Source organism: Jeongeupia naejangsanensis, assembly GCF_016865585.1.
In the GTDB taxonomy this organism is placed as follows: domain Bacteria; phylum Pseudomonadota; class Gammaproteobacteria; order Burkholderiales; family Chitinibacteraceae; genus Jeongeupia; species Jeongeupia naejangsanensis.
Genome location: NZ_JAESND010000006.1, coordinates 30,774 through 47,051 on the forward strand (window position 1 = coordinate 30,774; position 16,278 = coordinate 47,051).

Consider the following 16,278-nt stretch of genomic DNA (forward strand, 5'->3'; position numbering starts at 1 on the left):
TGTGCGGTGAATATCAGGTCGTCCATCCGGAGCGCGCATGAGCGGGTTCGCTGTTGCCATACTGCTGCTGTTTGCCAGCCTGAATGCGCTGGTCTCCGTTGCCGTGTGCCGCAGCGTGCTGTTTGACCGGATGCAGAAAGCGCTTCAGGTCTTGTTGATCTGGCTGCTGCCTGTCATCGGGGCGGTGCTGGTTGGTGCATTTCTGGTTTCGCAAAGCAGCACTGCCCCGTTCGATCATGCTGCCGTTGAGGCCAATGACGACATTCCGCCACTGGGTTGCGGTGTGGATGACGGCCATGATGCGCACCACCACCCCTGAGTGCGGCTGGAAAGCCCGGGTTGCGCGCGCTCGCCCCGTGTCCGGTTTCGGATCGGTTCATACCGCCGGTGCAAACGTCGTACGGCTCAAAGCGGCCTGACCGGAATGCACCGATCGCAGCTGAAATCCTCCCGGCTTGTGTCCTCGTCCGGCGCGCTGTCATAGCGCTCGAAGCACGGCTTGTTGTCGAACTGGTAGCCGCTCGAAGGCAGCCAGTCGCGGGTCAGTGTCATCCACGCATCGCCGATGGTGCGTACATCGCCCTTGAACCGGGCCACGGCATAGCGGCCGCCCGGCAGTTCGGCGATGCCGGCCTCGCCGGTGGCCACGAAGTCGGCCGGCACTTCGACCGCCGCATCGTAGCGGCATTTGTCGGCCGGGGTGACGCTCGGGTCGTCGTAGGCGATGCCATAACTGGTTTGGCCGGACAGGCCGTGAGTGCGTGCCCACGGCGCAAAGTGGCCGCGCCAGAACTGGCCGAGCGCCGGGCCGTAGGGGCCGATATGGCGCAGGTAGGCGATGCGTGCCGGCGGCAGCGTCTGGATGGTGACGTTCATGGTGATCTCCGTGTCGGGTAACGAGCCTTCATCGTGCCCGGCCATGCCGGCACCGGCCTGATCGACGTTGCGTTGGGCCTGATCCGGATTGCGGTTCTGTGCCTGCCGCTCGCGGATGGCGTCGAGCTGCGACTGCCAGCGCGCCGGTGTCTGCCGCCGCCACTCGCTCGGCGTGACGCCGAAGCGGGTCTTGAACGCGCGCGCGAACGCTTCGCCCGAACCGAAACCGACCGCCAGCGCGATGTTCAGCACCGGTTCGTCCGGATGGATGGCCAGCGTGGCGGCGGCGACCTCGAGCCGCCGTCGCCGCAGATAGTCGCCCAGCGTCTCGCCGAGCCAGGCCTGGAAGATCCGGTGGAAATGAAACGGCGAGAAGTGCGCCACGTCCGCCAGCGTGGCCAGGTCGAGCGGGGCATCGAGGTGGCGATCGATATGGTCGAGCACCCGGTTCATCCGGCAGCTGTATTCGACAAGGTGGGCATTGGCCATGGCACGGTGCCAAGTGGAAATGGATCCCGCATCGTACGGCGTTCCGGCGCAGGCCAGCGTGCCGGAATGACGGAGAGATACGCGTTTGCAACGTCATTCGTGAAGGCGGATTTCCAGATGATTGATGCAGTTCATTGATTCAAATGATGTTTTTCAATTCCACCTTGCCGTTCATGAATCAGGCTGCCGGTGCGACTGGTTTTACTTGCGTGTACCTGACACATTGCCCGGCGCGGCATGACGACCGTGCAGGACCGACAAGACTCGAAGGAGAAGACAACCGATGAACCACTTCAACCGCTTTGCAATGACTGCGGTGCCAGCGCTCTGCGTGGCGTTGCAGGCTTATGCTTATCCGACCTGGGTCGAGGGCGGCACGTATGCCGCCGGTACGATCGTGGCGTACCAGGGGCATGACTACAAAGCGCTGACGACGCATACCGCCTACGTTGGCACGGGCTGGACGCCCTCGACTACGCCGACCTTGTGGCAAGACCTGGGTACCCAGTCCAACGGGACGCCGACGCCGACCCCGACCCCAGTACCCACGCCGGGCGGATGTACGCCGTGGGGCTCGACCACGGTCTATACCGCCGGTCAGTGCATCATCTACAAGGGCAAAATGTATCGCGCCAAATGGTGGGCGCAGAACGCAGAGCCGGGCATCGACCCGTGGGGCCCCTGGGAATACATCGGCGACGTCTCGGTACCGCCGACCCCGACTCCGACTCCTGTCCCGACGCCAGTCGGGCCAACGCCGGTCCAGATCCCACCCGAGAAGGTCTCGGCTATCGCTACCGGTAACAGCGTGGCCATTTCGTGGACAACGGCACCGAGAACGATGCCCAGCGTCAATCGCTGGGATCTGGTCGAGAACGGCACGGTTGTGTTTTCCGGCACTTACGACAACAAGAGTTCGCCCAGCTGCCGGGATTACTGGTACACCAGCGGCCAGCTCCATTTCGATGGTCACATCTGCTCCGGTGGCACGACGCTTCAGAACGTCGCAGCCGGAGCGCATACGTACATCGTGAACGTGTACTTCAGCGGCGACCAAGACAGACCGATTTACACGACCGAGCCGTTTTCCGTCACGGTTGCGCCACCGGTACAGCTGTCCGGGGTCGAGGTCAAAACCTGGCGCGGTGCGGCCAAGGGCGCGTATTCGATGGTGCACGACGATTTCTGCAACAGCAGCGTCAGCCAGAGCCATACGACGATTGCCGAGCCGGAGCTGACCAAGCGCGGTCTGGTCGCCGCGTTTGGCGCCATCACGGCCGAATGCCAACCCGCTCACTGGACTGCGGCACAGACCTTCGTGACGCACGGTCATGAAATCGCCAACCACTCGCGCAACCATCTGCCCGCCGGCAGCAGTGATGCCAACTGGGTCAACAGCGTCGAAATCGGCGACTCGGTTCAGGACGTGAAAACGAATCTGAATGGCTATCAGATGACTTACTTCATCTGGCCGTACGACACCGCGACCGATGCGGCGCTCGCCTACTTGCGCACGCAACCGGACTATCTGGGCGGACGGGGCAGCAATCGCGATCTGGGCGGTGGCAACATCGAGTATGTCGGCCGTCCGGCGGGGGTGAATGCGGCCAACTTCAGCGATCCGTACATGGTGAAGTGGGATGTGTTCACTGCGTCCGGCCAATGGTCGCTGTATCCGATGGGCAGCGAAATCCTCAACCTGCACGTCGATGCGGCGATCGATCAGGGCGGCTGGGCGACGCGGACGATGCATGGTGTCAGCGACAATGCCTACGATGGCTACGAGCCGGTGCCGGTGGCACGCTACCTTGGTCATCTGGACTACGTGAAGGCCAAGGTCGACGCCGGGCTGTTGTGGGTGGCGACGCCGTCGAACGTGATCCGCTACCGTTATGCCCGTGAAGCGTGCGCGCCGACACTGAACGGCAGTCAGGTTGTGTTCAACGCCGGAAACGCCGATTGCGTGAAGTACGCGACGCCGCTGACGCTGGAGTTGAGTGCCAGTGTGTCGGCGATCAACGTCAAGCAAGGGGCGACTGCGCTGGCGGTCAAGGCACTCGGTGGCGGCAAGTTCCGCGTCGACGCCGATCCGCTGGCGGGGCCGCTGTCGGTGTTCGACCAGTAAGGCGCAGCAAAAAGCCCCGGTGAATACCGGGGCTTTTTGCTGCGTGCTGAGCGATCAGCGCTGCGCCAGCACCGGCTGCAACACGCCGTTGTCGTCGCCATCCAACTGGCCGGCGAAGTAGCGCCGGGTTTCCGAAGCGATCACATGGCGCAGGCCGATCAGGCCGATCAGGTTCGGAATCGCCATCAGGCCGTTGACGATGTCGGCCAGTACCCAGATCAGGTCCAGATGCAGGAAGGCGCTGCCGACGATGCAGGCGATGAACACCAGCTTGAACGGGATGATGCCGCGCCGGCCGGCGAGGTACTGCATGCAGCGCTCGCCGTAGTAGTTCCAGCCGATGATGGTGGTGAAGGCGAAGAACAGCAGGCCGATGGTGACGATCAGGTTGCCCCAGTCCTGCGACAGCCCCTGCTGGAAGGCGAGGTTGGTCATCCGCGCGCCGCTGGCATCGCCGGACCAGACGCCGGTGACGATCAGCACCAGTCCGGTCATGGTGCAGATGATGATGGTGTCGAAGAAGGTGCCGGTCATCGAGATCAGCCCCTGCTCGACGCAGGAGTTGCTGCGTGCGGCGGCGGCGGCGATCGGCGCGCTGCCCAGACCCGATTCGTTCGAGAACACGCCGCGGGCAACGCCGCTCTGGATTGCCAGCATCATCGTCGCGCCGAAAAAGCCGCCGACGGCGGCGTGGCCGGTGAGCGCCGACTGGATCACCAGCACGATTGCCTGCGGCAGCGCGCTGGCATTCATCGCCAGCAGTGCCACCGACGCGGTGACATAGAACACCATCATGAACGGCACGATGGCCTCGGCGACGCGCGAGATCGACTTGATGCCGCCGAGCGTGATCATCGCCACCAGCACCGCCAGCGTCAGGCAGGTCCACAGTACCGGGACGTCGAAGGTCGAATGCACGGCTTCGGAAATCGCGTTGACCTGCGCGAAGGTGCCGATGCCGAACAGCGCCACGCCGACGCCGAACAGCGCGAACAGTTTGCCCAGCCACGGCAGGCCGAGGCCGTGTGTCAGGTAGTACATCGGCCCGCCGGCCATCTGGCCCCTGTCGTCGACCTGGCGGTACTTCACCGCCAGCAGGCATTCGGCGTACTTGGTCGCCATGCCGAAGAACGCCGCCATCCACATCCAGAACAGCGCACCGGGGCCGCCGAGCTTGATGGCCGTGGCGACGCCGACGATGTTGCCGGTGCCGACGGTGGCCGACAGCGCGGTACACAGCGCGGCAAAGCTCGATACGTCGCCGGGCAGGTGCGGGTTCTTGTCGGCGCGGAACACGAGCTTGAGCGCCAGCGGCAGCCTGAAGACCTGCAAGAGGCCGAGGCTGGCGGTCAGGTAGATGCCGGTGCCGACCAGCAGGATCAGCAAAGGCGGGCCCCAGACGAGGTTGTCGATCGTCTGCAGCAGGTCTTGGAGCGGGGGCATGGTTTATGGGTCTCCGTCAGTATCAAACATCGATCTGACAGAGGGGACGGCCAGCCGCGCCGGCCCGGGACGCGGGCAGGCACGGCGAGCGGCCGTCCTTCCTCTGTCCTTTTACCTGAGCGTTTCAGCGTTCCTGATGGAGCGCCTTTCGCCTTCGGTGCCCGGCCGGTGCATTTGGTCAACGCACGCCGGGGCTCTCCAGAGGCTCGTCCAGTCGCAGTCCCTGCCGGGTTTTCCCGGCGCCTGAAAGATTCACTTCTTCGGCGGCCCGACACGCCTTGCGGCGTGTTGTGGTGGGCACTCTCCTGCGACCTTCATCCGAACACGGGGGAAGCTTGCCCGATCGAATGTAGCAAAACGACGTAGTCATTGGCATTGAGATTTGTCCCAATGTTGACCTGCCACAAATGCCGCAGGGCGCCGCGTGGTGCGCAGCCGACAAGCGCCTTGCACCGGCCGGGCAGGCGCGACCAGCCGGTCATCGCAGCGGAAAGACTTTTTCTGGAGTTTGCTGAATTGTGTCTGACAATGATTGTTGTAAATCAATGCGATGCTGCGATCGCATATCGGAGGCCGGACATGTTTTCGAACGCAACGATCCGTCACAAGCTCTGGCTGCTGATGCTGCTGGTTTTCGTGGTGATTTCCGCCGGCACCACGACGGCGCTGCTGAACGAGCGGCGCGAAATGCTCGATGCCCGCCGCGCGACCACGCGACATTTGGTCGATGTGGCCTACACGACGCTGGCGCACTACGGTCAGCTCGCCCAGTCTGGGACAATGTCGCTGGACGCGGCGCAGCGGGCGGCGGCCGATGCGGTTGCCGGCATGCGCTACGAAGGCGGCAACTACTTTGCCTTGTACGACACGCGCTACACGATACTGCGCCACCCGATCAAACCCGAGCTGAACGGCAAGGACCAAAGCGGCCTCAAGGACCCGAAGGGCATCCACATGGTGGTCGAGCTGGTCGACGCGGCCAAGCGCGGCAAGGACGAGTTCGTCGATTACCAGTGGGCCAAGCCGGGCAGCAAGGCGCCGGTCGACAAAATCAGCACCAGCCGGCTGTATGCGCCCTGGGGCTGGGTGGTGGCCACCGGCATCTATGTCGACGATGTCGAGGCCGAGTTCCGCCACAAGGCGTGGGTCTGGGGCGGCGCGATCGGTATCGGGCTGGTGCTGCTGGTGCTGGCGTCGTGGTTCATCGCGCACAGCATCAGCGCACCGCTTGAACGCTTGCGCGACCATATGGGCGCCATTGCCCGCTCGGGTGACCTCACGCTCGGCAACCGGCCGGCTGCCGGCGGCGAGGCCGGGCAGATCGGCGACGCGTTTTTTTCGCTGATCGACCGCTTTCGCGGCATTTTGCGTGACGTTGCTCAGGGTTCCCGCGAGGTCTCGGGCGAGATCGGCGAGCTGGCGCGCAACATGAAGGTGATCGAGGAAAGTTCGCACACGCAGAACCGCTCTGCGATGGCGACGGCGGCGACGGTCGAGCAGATCAGCAGCAGCATTACCCAGATCACCGCGCACATCGGTGAAGTTGCCGGTTTGTCCGAGCAGGCGCATAACCTGTCGCAGCAGGGGCGATCGGCGGTCGGGCGCGCGACCGGCGAAATGCAGCGCATCGCCGCATCGGTCGGCGAGTCGGCGCAGGTGGTGCAAACACTGGGCGAGCGTTCAGGGCAGATTTCGACCATCGTCTCGACGATTCGCGACATTGCCGACCAGACCAACCTGCTGGCGCTGAACGCCGCGATCGAGGCGGCGCGCGCAGGCGAGTTCGGCCGCGGCTTTGCCGTGGTCGCCGACGAGGTGCGCAAGCTGGCCGAGCGGACCAGCGATGCGACGCGGCAGATCACGACGATGACCGATGCCATCCAGCACGACACCGGTGCAGCGGTGGAAGGCATCCGCAGTGTCAGCGATCTGGCACTGAGCGGGGTGACACTGGTCGGCGAGGCGGGGACGACGGTCTCGCAGATCGACGAGCGGACCTGCGAAGTCTCGGGGATTCTGGGCGAGATCGCGCAGACGGCCAGCGAGCAATCGCAGGCCAGCCGCGAGATCGCGCGCAATGTCGAAGCGATTTCGGCCACCGGCCAGCAGAACGTGCAGGCGATCGGCGAAATCGCCACCGCATCGGCGCATCTGGCGGCCATGGCCAACCGGCTCGACGGGGTGGTCGGCCAGTTCAGGGTGTAAGCGGCGGTCGGCCGGCGCGGAGCGGGGCAGGGGGCGTGATAGAATCGCAAACCCTTGAAGGAAAACCGCTTTATGCTCGACAAGCTCAACGAACCGCAACGCGAAGCCGTCAAATATCTGGGCGGCCCCTGCCTCGTGCTCGCGGGCGCCGGATCGGGCAAGACGCGGGTGATCACGCAGAAGATCGCCTACATGATCGGTCAGGCCGGCATGGATGCGCGCAATATCGCGGCGATCACCTTCACCAACAAGGCTGCGCGCGAAATGCAGGAACGCGTCGGCGCGCTGATGGATGCGAACCGCCTCAAGGGCCTGACGGTCTCGACCTTCCACAGCCTCGGCATGCGCATCCTGCGTGAGGAAGCGCGCCACCTCGGCTACAAGCCGCAGTTCTCGATTCTGGACTCGGCCGATGCCAGCAAGATCATCTCCGACCTGCTGACGACGACCGACAAGCAGCTGATCCGCTCGACGGTCAGCCAGATTTCGCTGCTGAAGAACGACCGGATTTCGCCCGACACCGCCTTGGTACGCGCAAGCTCGGACGGTGAAATGCATCTGGCCAAGCTCTACCGCGCCTATCAGGACACGCTGCAGGCGTATCAGGCGGTCGACTTCGACGACCTGATCCGGCTGCCGGTCGACCTGTTCGAAGGCAACGAGGAAGTGCTGACCAAGTGGCAGCACCGGCTGCGTTACCTGCTGATCGACGAGTGCCAGGACACCAACACCACGCAGTACGACATGGTGAAACAGCTGACCGGCATCACCGGGCTGTTCACCGCCGTGGGCGATGACGACCAGTCGATCTACGCCTGGCGCGGCGCGAATATGGAAAACCTGCGGCAGCTGTCGACCGACTTCCCGAAGATCAAGGTGATCAAGCTCGAGCAGAACTACCGCTCGGTCGCGCGCATCCTGCGCTGCGCCAACGCCGTGATCGCCAACAACCCGAAGCTGTTCGAGAAAACGCTGTGGTCGGACCTCGGCATCGGCGATCCGGTGCAGGTGATCGAAGCCAGGAACGACGAGCACGAGGCCGAACTCGTCGCGATGAAGCTGCTGGCGCACAAGTTCGAGCACGGCACCGACTTCAAGGACTACGCCATCCTGTACCGCGGCAACCATCAGGCGCGCATCGTCGAAACCCAGCTGCGCATGCACAAGATTCCGTACACGATCTCGGGCGGCCAGTCGTTCTTCGACAAGGCCGAGATCAAGGACGTGCTGTCCTATCTGCGGCTGATCGCCAACGAGGATGACGATCCGGCCTTCATCCGTGCGGTGACGACACCGAAGCGTGGCGTCGGCAATGTCACGCTGGAAAAACTCGGCGCCTACGCGGCAGAGCGGCAGATCTCGCTGTTCGCCGCCGTCTACGAGGAGGGCTTCGTCTGGCAGGTGCAGGCGACGCAGTACGAGCCGCTGAAGCAGTTCTGCGACTTCATCGGCCGGATGCAGTTCGAGGCGCCGCGCGCGCCGGCTGGCGAATTGCTGAAGCAGTTGCTCGACGCGATCGATTTCGAGACCTGGCTGTACGACAGCGACGAGCCGAAGCCGGCCGAGACCAAGTGGAAAACGGTGCTCGAACTGGTCGACTGGGTCGCCAAGCAGGGCGAGAACAACGGCAAGAACCTGATCGAGATCAGCCAGACGATCGCGCTGATCACGATGCTGCAGGGCCGTGACGAGGACGAGGTCGATGCGGTGAAGATGTCGACACTGCACGCGAGCAAGGGCCTCGAGTACCCGCACGTCTTCCTCGTCGGCTGCGAGGAGGACATCCTGCCGCACCAGAACTCGATCGAGTCGAACATGGTCGAGGAAGAACGGCGGCTGATGTATGTCGGCATCACGCGCGCGCAGCGCAGCCTGACGATCAGCTACTGCGGCAAGCGCCGCCGTGGCGGCGAATGGCAGATCACCCAGCCGAGCCGTTTTCTGCGCGAGTTGCCCGGTGACGACGTGCGTTTCTCCGGCAGGCTGGCCGGCGACAAGGTCGAGGGTGCGATCAGCAAGCAGGAAGGCCGGGCGATGCTGGCCGGCATGCTGGCCAAGCTCGGCGGCTGAGCAAGAATCGGCTGGCGCGGGGCCGATGGCGGGGTAAGCTGGCGGCTTCACGATTTTGCGGAGCCGCCCGATGACCGAACTCGACAAACTGCTTGCCGGCGAGCCATTCGATTTCTACGCCCCCGAAATGGTGGCGATGCGCAAGAACGCCGAACGGCTGCTGCGCCAGATCGCCAATACAGAATCCGAGTTGCAGCCGCCGCTCTGGCGCGAGCTGTTCGGCGCGCTGGGCGAAGACAGCTGGGTGCGCGCGCCGCTGTTTTGTGAATATGGCAAGTCGGTTCGTATCGGCAACCATACATTCCTCAATGCCGGCGTCACCCTGCTCGACGGCACCGCGATCACCATCGGCAACAACGTGCTGGTCGGACCGAACGTCCAGTTCTACGGTGCCAGCCATCCGGTCGACCACATCGAGCGGCGCGACTGGACTGCACGCTGGAAGCCAATTTTGGTCGAAGATGACGTATGGATCGGCGGCAATGCCGTCATTTGTCAGGGGGTGACCATCGGCGCGCGCGCCATCGTCGGCGCCGGTGCCGTGGTGCTCAAGGATGTGCCGCCGGACACCGTCGTCGGCGGGAATCCGGCCCGGATCATCCGCAAGCTGACCGACAGCGAACGCTGAATCCCTGGCCCGCCGGGAGTCATAGAATCAAAAGTATTTGGTTTGTAATTGTCGGTAACGAAGTGTTATAAGTATATGCATTCGTCAGACGGCGCTTGCGCGCCACTCAATCTGGCGGCCTTTCCCGGCCGCCAGTCGCGTTTTTACGCACCGGGTTCGACGCCATGTCGAACACCTTCGTAAGGCAGCTCTCTGGTTGTCGCGATCATTACAGCAAATCGCGGCCGGCATGATGCCGGCCTGCTTTTCGCCAAGGAGGACGCATGAACAATAGAGCGTTTTTAAAGCGCATCAGTATCGGGCTCATCCTCGCCGCCGCGGCCATCGCCGCGCTGGTCTACGGCATTGGCCCCGCCGAAATCGCCCAGTACCGCGAGGATCTGGTCTACCTCGGCCAGCAGCACCTCTACCTCGTCGGCGTGTCGATGACGCTGGCACTCGTCGTCGGACTGCCCAGCGGCGTGCTGCTGAGCCGGCCCTGGGCCAGACGCTACGCCGAGCACGGCATGCAGGTGTTCAACATCGGCAACACGCTGCCGCCGATGGCGGTGCTGGCGCTGGCGATGGTCGTCGTCGGCATCGGTGACAAGCCGGCCATCGTCGCGTTGTTCCTCGCTTCCCTGCTGCCCATCGTCCGCAATACCTATGCCGGCCTGTCCGGCCTGTCGCCGACACTGATCGAGGCCGCCAACGCCATCGGCATGACGCCGCGGCAACGGCTGTGGCGGGTCGAACTGCCCAATGCGCTGCCGGTGATCCTGTCCGGCGTGCGCATCGCGCTGGCGATCAACGTCGGCACCGCGCCGCTGGCCTTCCTGATCGGCGCCAGCAGCTATGGCGAGCTGATCTTCCCGGGCATCTACCTGAACAACCACACCGCGCTGCTGCTCGGCGCCGTCGGCACCGCCGCGATCGCGCTGGTGCTCGACGTGCTGGTCGCCAGCCTCGGCAAGTTCATGAGCCCGCGCGGCGTCGCCTGACGACCGCTTTACCCCCTGTATCCCGCTGCCCGGCTCGCGCAGGGCGGGCGGGACCCCACATGGAGGACGCACCATGACGATACTTTCGTCACTTTCCAAACGCATGGCGCTGTGTGTAGCCGCACTCGTCATGGCCGCACCGGCGCTGGCCGCCAATCTGGTGATCGGCAGCAAGAACTTCACCGAGCAGCACATCCTGTCGTCACTGACCGCGCAATACCTCGGCAGCAAAGGCTATCAGGTCGAGCAGAAGACCGATCTGGCGACGGTGATCCAGCGCAACGCGCTCGAGAACAAGCAGCTCGATCTGGTCTGGGACTACACCGGCACCGCGCTGATCATTTACAACCACATCACCGAGCGGATGAGCGACGCCGACGCCTACGCGACGGTCAAGCGCATCGATGCCGCGAAAGGCCTGACCTGGCTTAACCCGGCGCCGCTGAACAACACCTATGCGCTGGCGATGAAACGCGAGCGCGCCGAAGCGGAAGGCATCCGCAGCGTGTCCGATCTGGTCGCGAAAATGGACGCCGCCAAGGCGGACAAGCCGTGGCAACTCGGTTTCGACATGGAGTTCGCCGGCCGCTCCGACGGCCTCAAGCCGATGCAGGCACTGTACAAGCTGGAACTGAACCGGCCGCAGATCCGCCAGATGGACCCGGGTCTCGTCTACAACGCGATCCGTGACGGCTTTGTCGACGCCGGCCTCGTCTACACCACCGACGGCCGGGTCAAGGGCTTCGATCTGCTGGTGCTCGAGGACGACCTGCATTACTTCCCGAGCTACGCCGCGACACCGGTGGTGCGCACCGAGGTGCTGGCGCAGAACCCGGGCCTGGCCGACGACCTGAATACCCTTGCCGCACTGCTCGACAACGACACCATGTCGGCGCTGAACGCCAAGGTCGACATCGAGCATCGCCCGGTCAAGGACGTTGCCGGCGAGTTCCTGCGCGAAAAGGGGCTGATCTGATGGAGACGCTGAACCAGACCTTCGCCTACATCTGGCACAACCTGCCCTTCATCCTCGGGCTGACGCAGCAGCATCTGAGGCTGGTCGGCATCGCCGTCGGCCTCGCGGTGCTGATCGGCGTGCCGCTCGGCGTGCTGATCGTCCGCTTCAAGTCGCTGGCCGGCATCGTGCTGGGCCTGGCGACCGTGGTGCTGACGATTCCGGCAATCGCGCTGTTCGGGCTGATGATCCCGCTGTTTTCGCTGATCGGGCAGGGCATCGGCGCGGTGCCGGCGATCACCGCCGCTTTCCTCTATTCGTTGCTGCCGATCGTGCGCAACACGCATACCGCGCTGACGACGATCGATCCCGGCGTGCGCGAGGCCGGTCGCGGCATCGGCCTGACCTTCTGGCAGCGGCTCAAGTGGGTCGAGCTGCCACTGGCGGTGCCGCTGATTTTCGGCGGCATCCGTACCGCCGTCGTACTCAATATCGGTGTGATGGCGATTGCCGCCATCGTCGGCGCCGGCGGGCTCGGCACGCTGATCCTGCACGGCATCAGCCAGAGCGACATCCGCAAGCTGATTGCCGGCGCCGTCGTGGTGAGCCTGCTCGCCGTCGTGATGGACCAGGTGCTGCTTCGTCTGCAGCGCGTACTGACCCCGAAAGGAATCCGCTGATGATCGAACTCAAGAACCTCACCAAGCAATTCATCCAGAAAAACGGCCAGTCGTTCAACGCGGTCAACGACGTCAACCTCGTGGTGCCGGAAGGCGAGATCTGCGTGCTGCTCGGGCCTTCGGGTTGCGGCAAGACGACGACGATGAAGATGATCAACCGGCTGATCGAGCCGAGCTCGGGCCAGGTGCTGATCAACGGCGAAGACACCGCCGGCATCGACACCGTGACCCTGCGGCGCAATATCGGCTACGTGATCCAGCAGATCGGCCTGTTCCCGAACATGACGATCGAGGACAACATCATGGTCGTGCCGCGCATGCTCGGCTGGGACAGGAAGCGCTGCCGTGAACGCGCGCGCGAGCTGATGAGCATGGTTGCACTCGATCCGGACCGGTTCCTGCACCGCTACCCGAAGGAAATGTCCGGCGGCCAGCAGCAGCGCATCGGCGTGATCCGCGCGCTGGCGGCCGACGCGCCGGTGCTGCTGATGGACGAACCGTTCGGCGCGGTCGACCCGATCAACCGCGAGCAGATCCAGAACGAGTTCCAGCTGATGCAGCGCCAGCTCGGCAAGACGGTGATGCTGGTCAGCCACGACATCGACGAAGCGATCAAGCTCGGCGACCGGATTGCCGTGTTCCGCCAGGGCAGGATCGTCCAGTGCGCGGGGGCCGACGAGATCCTTGCCAAGCCGGCCGACGAGTTCGTTGCATCCTTCGTCGGTCACGACCGCACGCTCAAGCGCCTGCTGCTGGTACAGGCCGGCGACGTGGCCGATGCGCAGGAAACGCAGACCGCGACGCTGGATACGCCGCTGAGCCATGCCTTCGGCGTGATGGACGACAACGACGCACGTTATCTCGCGGTGGTCGATCGCGAGGGCAAGCCGCTGGGCTATGTGCAGCGCAAGGACGCCAAGGGCGCGGAGGGCACGTGTGCCGACAAGCTCAAGCCGTTCAGCGCGACCTCCAAACCGGACGAAAACCTGCGCGTGGTGCTGTCCAGGCTGTACGAGCACAATCTGACGTGGATGCCGGTGCTCGATGCCGACGGCCGCTACAACGGCGAAGTCTCGCAGGACTACATCGCCAGTTTCCTCAATTCGGGCAAGACGCACGGCCGCCAGCGCATGGCGCTGAAATGAACAAGGGCGCCGTCGGCGCCCTTTTTTTGTGCGGAACCGCGGTTCAGACCGCCGGCGGCCGGGTGTCGCCGAACGAGGCGCGGGCGTCGAGTCGTGCACGCAGTCCGGCCAGGTTCGGATGATGCTCGGCCCACTGCAGTTCCGGAAAGCGCAGCTCGAGGTAGCCGAGCATGCAGCCGATGGCGACATCGGCGAGCGTGAAGGCATCGCCGGTACACCATTTGCGGTCGGCCAGATCGGTGGCGACGCGTTCGAGGCCGCGTTCGATCTTGAGCTGCTGCTTGGCGACCCACTCGGCACTCTGCTGCTCGGCCGGGCGGCGCGACTCCATCACGATCAATATCGCAGCATCGGTGATGCCGTCGGCCAGCGCTTCCCAGCGCTTGACGCCGATCGCCTGGCGGTGTTCGGCCGGGATCAGCTTGCCGACCGGTGAAATCTGGTCGAGGTAGTCGACGATGACGCTCGAGTCGTACAGCGGCCTGCCATCGTCAAGGATCAGCACCGGCACCTTGCCGAGCGGGTTGAGTGCCGCGATCTGGTTGTCTGCGGCATGGGGCGAGTCTTCGACCAGCTGATAGTCGATGTGCTTTTCGGCGAGCACGATGCGGACCTTGCGGCCGAACGGGCTGGTGAGCGAGCTGATCAGTTTCATGGCTGAGACACGCGAGAAGGAAGGCGAGCCGATTCTAATCGGCCGGCAGCGCTTCGGCCATTAGGGTTGTCTGCAAGCAACATATCAGTATTTTTGTATGTTCGAGTCAGTTTCCCGCCGTGGCCGAGACCCGGGCCGCGTCGGCAAACTGCAATGCCGCGAGCCGGGCATACAGCGGCGAGCTGTGCAGCAGGTCGGCATGCCGGCCCTGCGCGACGATGCGCCCGTGATCGAGCACGACGATCCAGTCGGCTTCCAGCACCGTGGCCAGCCGGTGCGCGATCACCAGCGTGGTGCGGTTGTGCGAGGCGTTGTCGAGCGCCTGCTGGACCAGCCGCTCGCTGGCGGCGTCGAGTGCGCTGGTGGCTTCATCGAGCAGCAGGATGGGCGGATTCTTCAGGATCGCCCGGGCAATGGCGATCCGCTGGCGCTGGCCGCCCGACAGCCGCACGCCGCGCTCGCCGAGAAAGGTGTCGTAACCCTGCGGCAATTCGGCAATGAAACCGGCTGCTGCCGCCGCTTCGGCTGCCTGTTCGATCTCGGCCTGCGTCGCATCGGGCCGTCCGTAGCGGATGTTGTCGGCGACACTGCCGGCAAAGATCACCGACTCCTGCAGCACCACGCCGATGTGCCGACGCAGCGTGGCCATCGACAGATCGCGGATGTCGACGCCGTTGAGCCGGACGGCGCCGGCCTGCGGTTCGTAGAAACGCATCAGCAGCTGGAACAGCGTGGTCTTGCCCGCGCCCGATGGTCCGACCAGTGCGATGTGTTCGCCCGGACGGATGTGCAGCGACAGGCCGGCGAGCGTCGGCGCATCGGGGCGAGACGGGTAGGCGAAGTCGATTGCGTCGAATTCGATGCCGGACTCCCTGTCCGGCAGCGGCTGCGGTGTGGCGGTCTCCTGGACCGGCGAGCGGGTGCCGAGCAATTGCAGCAGGCGTTCGGTCGCGCCGGCTGCGCGCTGCAGATCGCCCCAGACTTCGGCGATCGCGCCGACGGCACCGGCGGTCACCACCGCATAGAGGATGAACTGGGACAGTTCACCGGCGCTCATCGTACCGGCCAGCACTGCCTGCGCGCCGAGCCAGAGCACGAAGACTACGGCAGCGAACATCAGCACGATGACCATCGCGGTCAGCCAGGCGCGGGCGCGGATCCGGGCCAGCGCGGTGCCGAACGCCGTTTCGACCGCGCTGCCGAAGCGGGCGTTTTCGTACGGTTCCTGCGTGAACGACTGCACCGTCGGCATCGCGTTCAGCACTTCGCCAGCCAGTGCGCTAGCGTCGGCGACGCGGTCCTGGCTGGCCTTGGACAGCTTGCGCACCCGCCGGCCGAACACGAGGATCGGCACGATGACGGCGACCAGCGTCACGAGGATGTAGGCGGAGAGTACCGGGCTGGTGACGATCAGCATCGCCGTGCCGCCGGTGAACAGGAAGAAGTTGCGCAAGCCCATCGACAGGCTGGTCCCGACGACGGTCTGGATCAGCGTGGTGTCGGTCGTCAGTCGCGACAGGACTTCGCCGGTCTGCGTCGTCTCGAAAAAGGCCGGACTCATGCCGAGTACGTGTTCGTAGACGGCGCTGCGCAGGTCGGTGGTGATGCGCTCGCCCAGCCACGAGACGAGGTAGAAGCGCAGCGACGTTGCCGCAGCCAGCACCAGCGAGACGCCGAACAGTGCGATGAAATAGCGGTTGATCTCGCCGCGATGCCCCGGCGAGAAGCCGAGGTCGATCAGGTAGCGGAAGGCGACCGGCAGCGCCAGCGTCGCGCCGGCGGCAACCGCGAGTGCGACGAAAGCCAGCAGCCAGCGGCCGGCATAGGGACGAAGGAAGGGGGCAAGACCGAACAGTGGTCTGATGCGGCGGGGATTCGAGGGGGCGGACATGCGTTTGAGCGAGGCCGGAGGGGATGATCCGGGCAGGGTACGCCATCCTCGCCGTGAGGGGGGAAACGCCTTGCCGGCGTAGCAAGCGGTAACCTGGCTGTATCCGGGGGCCGCCTATAATGGCGGCCCCGATGTC

13 protein-coding genes and 1 riboswitch are annotated in these 16,278 nt (G+C 64.6%); of the genes, 9 read left to right on the top strand and 4 right to left on the bottom strand.

Annotated elements, in window-relative coordinates; genetic code table 11:
- Positions 1-37: 37 nt before the first annotated feature.
- Complete coding sequence (locus tag JMJ54_RS12350) at positions 38-319, top strand: hypothetical protein (protein ID WP_203538867.1); 282 nt, start codon at positions 38-40, stop codon at positions 317-319.
- A gap of 86 nt (positions 320-405) precedes the next feature.
- On the opposite strand, the gene JMJ54_RS12355 is transcribed toward JMJ54_RS12350, so the two are convergent.
- Positions 406-1,365 (bottom strand): AraC family transcriptional regulator, encoded by a 960-nt coding sequence (locus JMJ54_RS12355; protein WP_203538868.1) that lies wholly within the window; start codon positions 1,363-1,365, stop codon positions 406-408.
- Between the two features lie 283 nt (positions 1,366-1,648).
- On the opposite strand from JMJ54_RS12355, the gene JMJ54_RS12360 reads away from it, so the two are divergent.
- On the top strand, positions 1,649-3,490 hold the full coding sequence (locus tag JMJ54_RS12360; protein ID WP_203538869.1) for a carbohydrate-binding protein: 1,842 nt from the start codon (positions 1,649-1,651) through the stop codon (positions 3,488-3,490).
- Between the two features lie 54 nt (positions 3,491-3,544).
- Here JMJ54_RS12360 and JMJ54_RS12365 read toward each other — a convergent pair whose 3' ends face one another.
- On the bottom strand, positions 3,545-4,933 hold the full coding sequence (locus JMJ54_RS12365) for an alanine/glycine:cation symporter family protein (RefSeq protein WP_203538870.1): 1,389 nt from the start codon (positions 4,931-4,933) through the stop codon (positions 3,545-3,547).
- 93 nt (positions 4,934-5,026) lie between these two features.
- A riboswitch (glycine riboswitch) is annotated at positions 5,027-5,145 on the bottom strand.
- Positions 5,146-5,512: 367 nt separating this feature from the next.
- Here JMJ54_RS12365 and JMJ54_RS12370 point away from each other — a divergent pair.
- The 7 genes from JMJ54_RS12370 (at position 5,513) to JMJ54_RS12400 (ending at position 13,596) form a co-directional block, all read left to right on the top strand.
- Positions 5,513-7,138, top strand: coding sequence for a methyl-accepting chemotaxis protein (locus tag JMJ54_RS12370; protein ID WP_203538871.1), 1,626 nt, complete (start codon positions 5,513-5,515; stop codon positions 7,136-7,138).
- A 72-nt stretch (positions 7,139-7,210) separates the two neighbouring features.
- Positions 7,211-9,208: a UvrD-helicase domain-containing protein gene (locus JMJ54_RS12375; protein WP_203538872.1), complete on the top strand. Its 1,998-nt coding sequence runs from the start codon at positions 7,211-7,213 to the stop codon at positions 9,206-9,208.
- 70 nt (positions 9,209-9,278) lie between these two features.
- Positions 9,279-9,836 (top strand): sugar O-acetyltransferase, encoded by a 558-nt coding sequence (locus JMJ54_RS12380; protein ID WP_275411106.1) that lies wholly within the window; start codon positions 9,279-9,281, stop codon positions 9,834-9,836.
- 263 nt (positions 9,837-10,099) lie between these two features.
- The gene (locus tag JMJ54_RS12385) at positions 10,100-10,816 is read left to right on the top strand and encodes an ABC transporter permease (protein ID WP_203538873.1); all 717 of its coding nucleotides are present in this window, start codon (positions 10,100-10,102) and stop codon (positions 10,814-10,816) included.
- A gap of 73 nt (positions 10,817-10,889) precedes the next feature.
- Entirely contained in the window at positions 10,890-11,792 is a 903-nt protein-coding gene (locus JMJ54_RS12390; RefSeq protein WP_239000070.1) for a glycine betaine ABC transporter substrate-binding protein, read from the top strand.
- A complete protein-coding gene (locus tag JMJ54_RS12395; RefSeq protein ID WP_203538874.1) occupies positions 11,792-12,451 on the top strand; it encodes an ABC transporter permease in 660 nt (219 codons plus the stop codon). The genes JMJ54_RS12390 and JMJ54_RS12395 overlap by 1 nt, the downstream gene beginning before the upstream one ends.
- Entirely contained in the window at positions 12,451-13,596 is a 1,146-nt protein-coding gene (locus JMJ54_RS12400; protein WP_203538875.1) for an osmoprotectant ABC transporter ATP-binding protein OsmV, read from the top strand. Before JMJ54_RS12395 ends, JMJ54_RS12400 begins: the two co-directional genes overlap by 1 nt.
- Positions 13,597-13,639: 43 nt before the next feature.
- Here JMJ54_RS12400 and JMJ54_RS12405 read toward each other — a convergent pair whose 3' ends face one another.
- Together JMJ54_RS12405 and JMJ54_RS12410 are read right to left on the bottom strand one after the other, a co-directional pair.
- Positions 13,640-14,251 (bottom strand): glutathione S-transferase, encoded by a 612-nt coding sequence (locus JMJ54_RS12405; protein ID WP_203538876.1) that lies wholly within the window; start codon positions 14,249-14,251, stop codon positions 13,640-13,642.
- Between the two features lie 106 nt (positions 14,252-14,357).
- Positions 14,358-16,142, bottom strand: coding sequence for an ABC transporter transmembrane domain-containing protein (locus JMJ54_RS12410; RefSeq protein WP_203538877.1), 1,785 nt, complete (start codon positions 16,140-16,142; stop codon positions 14,358-14,360).
- Positions 16,143-16,278: the final 136 nt, after the last annotated feature.

Excerpts from the sequence above, each read along its gene's own strand:
- JMJ54_RS12410 (WP_203538877.1), bottom strand. The coding sequence starts at position 16,142 with ATGTCCGCCCCCTCGAATCCCCGCCGCATCAGACCACTGTTCGGTCTT.
- JMJ54_RS12350 (WP_203538867.1), top strand. The coding sequence starts at position 38 with ATGAGCGGGTTCGCTGTTGCCATACTGCTGCTGTTTGCCAGCCTGAAT.
- JMJ54_RS12375 (WP_203538872.1), top strand. The coding sequence starts at position 7,211 with ATGCTCGACAAGCTCAACGAACCGCAACGCGAAGCCGTCAAATATCTG.
- JMJ54_RS12405 (WP_203538876.1), bottom strand. The coding sequence starts at position 14,251 with ATGAAACTGATCAGCTCGCTCACCAGCCCGTTCGGCCGCAAGGTCCGC.
- JMJ54_RS12370 (WP_203538871.1), top strand. The coding sequence starts at position 5,513 with ATGTTTTCGAACGCAACGATCCGTCACAAGCTCTGGCTGCTGATGCTG.
- JMJ54_RS12400 (WP_203538875.1), top strand. The coding sequence starts at position 12,451 with ATGATCGAACTCAAGAACCTCACCAAGCAATTCATCCAGAAAAACGGC.
- JMJ54_RS12365 (WP_203538870.1), bottom strand. The coding sequence starts at position 4,933 with ATGCCCCCGCTCCAAGACCTGCTGCAGACGATCGACAACCTCGTCTGG.
- JMJ54_RS12355 (WP_203538868.1), bottom strand. The coding sequence starts at position 1,365 with ATGGCCAATGCCCACCTTGTCGAATACAGCTGCCGGATGAACCGGGTG.
- JMJ54_RS12360 (WP_203538869.1), top strand. The coding sequence starts at position 1,649 with ATGAACCACTTCAACCGCTTTGCAATGACTGCGGTGCCAGCGCTCTGC.
- JMJ54_RS12390 (WP_239000070.1), top strand. The coding sequence starts at position 10,890 with ATGACGATACTTTCGTCACTTTCCAAACGCATGGCGCTGTGTGTAGCC.
- JMJ54_RS12380 (WP_275411106.1), top strand. The coding sequence starts at position 9,279 with ATGACCGAACTCGACAAACTGCTTGCCGGCGAGCCATTCGATTTCTAC.
- JMJ54_RS12395 (WP_203538874.1), top strand. The coding sequence starts at position 11,792 with ATGGAGACGCTGAACCAGACCTTCGCCTACATCTGGCACAACCTGCCC.
- JMJ54_RS12385 (WP_203538873.1), top strand. The coding sequence starts at position 10,100 with ATGAACAATAGAGCGTTTTTAAAGCGCATCAGTATCGGGCTCATCCTC.